Here is a 3,725-nt window from a genome sequence, read left to right as displayed (position 1 = left end):
CAGCGAGGTTGACCGCGACGCGCTCGCCGCGGAGCACCGCCCGCGTGGCCCCCTCGATCCGGAGCAGTTCGTCGCCCGGTTCGACGTCGCTCCCGCCCTCGAGGCGATCGGTTACGGCCACGTCCAGATAGTCGAAGACGGCCGCTGCGGCCTCGATTCCGGCGACGACGCCCGGTTCCTTCGAGACGAGCCGACCGGTCGTCTCGCCGGGCACCTGATTCGTCACGTCGTGGTGGCCGACGTCCTCGCGCAGCCAGCGTTCGATTTGTGCGTCGGTGATCATCTCAGTCGTTCGCCGTCGGTTCGGCCGTCGACTCGTCGGCGTCGGTTGCGACGTAGTGACAGCCCACCGACTCGGTGTTCTCGCCGGCCGCCCGCGCGATCAACAGCGCGGTGACGCTGGCGTTTCGAAGTTCGTAGAGGTCCCGCGCCGTCCGGGTCCGAATGTAGGCGTCGACCTCGCCCTTGAGCCGCCGGAGGACGGCGCTCGCACGGGCGATCTCCTCGGGATCGCGCTCGAGGCCCAGATACTCGTCCATCGTCTGGGTCAATCGAGTGAACTTCTCGGCAGCGAAGCGCTCGGGGAGGTCGGGATCCCGGTTCCGGAGTTCGGGCGCCTCGACCGGCTCCGGATCGAATCCGACCGCGTCTTCGCCGGCCCGCAGGCCCCAGACCAGCCCCTCGAGCAGGCTGGTACTCGCCAGCCGGTTCGCGCCGTGAACGCCGGTCCGGGCGCACTCGCCGACGGCGTAGAGCCGATCGAGTGAGGTGCGGCCCACCTCGTCGACGTCGATGCCGCCACACAGGAAGTGTTCGCACGGGGCGACCGGAATCTCGTCGCCCTCGATACCGCGATCGCGACACGTTGCAGCGATACCGGGATAGTCGGCCGCGAACTCGAGCGGGCTCACGTCCAGCACGACTTCGCCGGTCTCCTCTCGTTCCGTCTCGACCGCGCGGGCGACCACGTCTCGCGGCGCGAGGTCGCCCTGCGGGTGGTTCTCCTCCATGAACCGCTCGCCGTCTCCGTTGCGCAGTACTGCACCCTCGCCACGGAGCGCTTCCGATAGGAGGAAGGGATCGTCGCCGGCGTAGGCCGTGGGGTGAAACTGGACGTACTCCATGTCCTCGACGTCCGCGCCCGCGAGCGCGGCCATCGCGATGCCGTCGCCGGTCGCGTCGTCGGGGTTGGTCGACCGGCCGTAGAGCGCGCCGATACCACCCGTTGCGAGGATCGTCGCGCCTGCGTAGATGGGATGGCCGTTCGGCGCTTCGTCGCTCACCACGCCGTGGACGCGTCCCTCGGCGGTGATCAGTTCGAGCGCGGCGGTGTCCTGACGCACCTCGATCCGCTCGTGGTCGTCGAGATAGTGCAGGAACGGCCGCAGGATGTGCGTCCCCGTCGCGGCGTCGACGTGGAGGATGCGGGACGCCGAGTGCGCGGCCTCGCGCGTGTAGTCGAACGAACCGTCGTCGCCCTCGTCGAACCCGACCTCGAGGGTGTCGACGAGCACGTCCTCGACGGCGTCGTCGGCGGTTTCGACGAGCGCATCGACGGCGTCGGGATCGGCAGTGCCGTCGCTGGCGTCGATGATGTCCCGCTTGAGGCTCTCGGGATCCCCTCGAGTCGTCGAGATACCGCCCTGCGCCCAGTCGGTGCTGGCGTCGTCGGGTTTCGTCGCTTTCGTCAGGAGGAGCACGTCAGCGCCCTCGCGTGCGGCCGCGAGCGCGGCTGAACAACCAGCGATGCCGCTGCCGACGACGAGCACGTCCGCGGTCTCGCCGTCGGTCGTCGGTTCCGTTCCGGTGTTCGTCTCGGTCATGATCAGATCTCGAGCATCCGATCGAGCGCGACGCCCGCGAGTTCCTTCTCCTCGGGCGCGACCTCGATCACGTTGTGTTCGCGACCCTTGACGAGTTCCTCGAGCACCCACGCGAGGTAGTTGGGGTCGATCTGCCGCATGGCGTTGCAGTCCATGCAGGCGTCGCCGCAGAGCGGGAGGACGTTCACCTCGGGGTGCCAGCGCTGGAGGTGATTCGTGAGGTGGATTTCGGTGCCGATGGCCCACGTGTCGCCGGGGTCGGCGTTCGCGACGGTCTCGCAGATCGTCGCCGTCGAGCCGGCCACGTCCGCGGCTTCGACGACCTCGCGGCGACACTCGGGGTGGACGATGACCTTCGCACCGGGGTTTTCCTCGCGGATCTGTTCGATATGTCCCTCGCGGAACCGCTCGTGGACCTGACAGTAGCCGTCCCAGAGGATGATATCGCTCTCGGCGACCTCTTCGGCGTCCTTCCCCGCGGGATCCCACGGGTCCCACTCGGCGATCTCGTCTTCCATGCCGAGCCGGTGGGCGGTGTTCTCCCCGAGGTGCTTGTCGGGGAGGAACAGCACCTTGTCGCCCCGCTCGAAGGCGTACTCGAACGCCTTGTGCGCGTTCGACGAAGTGCAGACGAGCCCGCCCTGACTCGCACAGAACGCCTTCAGATCCGCGTAGGAGTTCATGTAGGTGATCGGGATGATGTTCGCGTCGGGCGCGGCGGCCGTGATCTCGGCCCACGCGCTGTCGACCTGCAGGGCCTCGGCCATCCCGGCCATCGGACACGACGCCTCCATGCTCGGGAGGATCACCGACTGGTCGTCGTCCGTGATGATGTCCGCGCTCTCGGCCATGAACGTCACGCCGCCGAAGATCACGTACTCCGCGTCAGCGTTCGCCGCCTCCGTCGAAAGCTGGTAGGAGTCCCCGATGAAATCGGCGTGCTCGACGATCTCGCGTCGCTGGTAGTTGTGCCCCAGAATCACCACGTCGTCGCCGAGTTTCTCGAGCGCCGCCTCGATACGGTCGGTCCGCTCCTCGGCCTCGAGGTCCCGGTATCGGGACGGGAGCTGCTCGAGGGTGTCGTATTTGAACAGACTCAGATCGGTTTCCAACGCCGCTGTTTCCATTTTTACCATCTTCCGTCACCTGTGGTTGATCACATATCACAGGCGGCTATTGAATAACTTTTTCCTTCGAACAAGGAATCCGGGGGAATACCATCGAGGTATACAACGATCGAAAATGGAACGTCAGTTGTTCGCCGGTATCGATCGGTCCGTATTCGTGACTGTCACTCGGCCGTGCACTGGCGTCTTTCCCGTGGGGCCCCTACCAGTGGTATGGCACTCGAGGACGCCTTCTCGCACTTCACGCGGCGAGACTGGGAGCACGAATCGGTCGAGGGAACGGTTCGACTCGCCGTCATCGGAATCGGCGGCTTCGCACGGCAGCGCGCGCTCCCCGCGATCGCGGCCGGAAACTACTGTGAAACGACGATGTTGGTCACGAGTTCGCCGGATCGCGCGGCGGCCGTCGCCGAGGAGTACGACGTCGACCACATCATCGACTACGACGGGTTCCTCGCGGGCGATCGGATCGACGCCTACGACGGGATCTACGTCGCGGCACCGAACGCGTTTCACGGGCAGTACGCGACCGCAGCGGCCGGGTTCGGGAAGCACGTAATCTGTGAGAAGCCCCTCGAGACCACCGCCGAGCGAGCTCGAGCTGTCGTCGACGCCTGTGCCGACGCCGACGTGACGCTGATGACGGCCTACCGGCTCCAGACCGAGCCGACGGTCCGGCGCACGCGTGAACTCGTCCGCGAGGACGTGATCGGCGACGTCGTGCAGGTCCACGGCGGCTTCTCCCACCCGCTGCTCGAGCACGCGGGCCCCGACA

General features: G+C 66.8%; 3 protein-coding genes and 1 pseudogene. 1 reads left to right on the top strand and 3 read right to left on the bottom strand.

Annotation, left to right across the window (positions count from 1 at the left end; genetic code table 11):
* The 3 genes and pseudogenes from PGX04_RS29955 to nadA all read right to left on the bottom strand — a co-directional run.
* Positions 1 to 283, bottom strand: a pseudogene (locus tag PGX04_RS29955) (carboxylating nicotinate-nucleotide diphosphorylase); the annotation flags it as partial.
* Position 284: 1 nt separating this feature from the next.
* Entirely contained in the window at positions 285 to 1,823 is a 1,539-nt protein-coding gene (locus PGX04_RS29950) for an L-aspartate oxidase (RefSeq protein ID WP_273741826.1), read from the bottom strand.
* 2 nt (positions 1,824 to 1,825) lie between these two features.
* A complete protein-coding gene (nadA, locus tag PGX04_RS29945) occupies positions 1,826 to 2,959 on the bottom strand; it encodes a quinolinate synthase NadA (RefSeq protein WP_273741825.1) in 1,134 nt (377 codons plus the stop codon).
* Positions 2,960 to 3,163: 204 nt separating this feature from the next.
* Between nadA and PGX04_RS29940 the strand changes: the two genes are divergently transcribed.
* On the top strand, positions 3,164 to 3,725 hold a 562-nt coding region (locus PGX04_RS29940; protein ID WP_273741824.1), incomplete at its 3' end, for a Gfo/Idh/MocA family protein.

It is taken from the genome of Natrinema soli, assembly GCF_028618695.1.
Note: the sequence above shows the minus strand (reverse complement) of the source record. Positions and strands in the feature narration are given on the sequence as shown.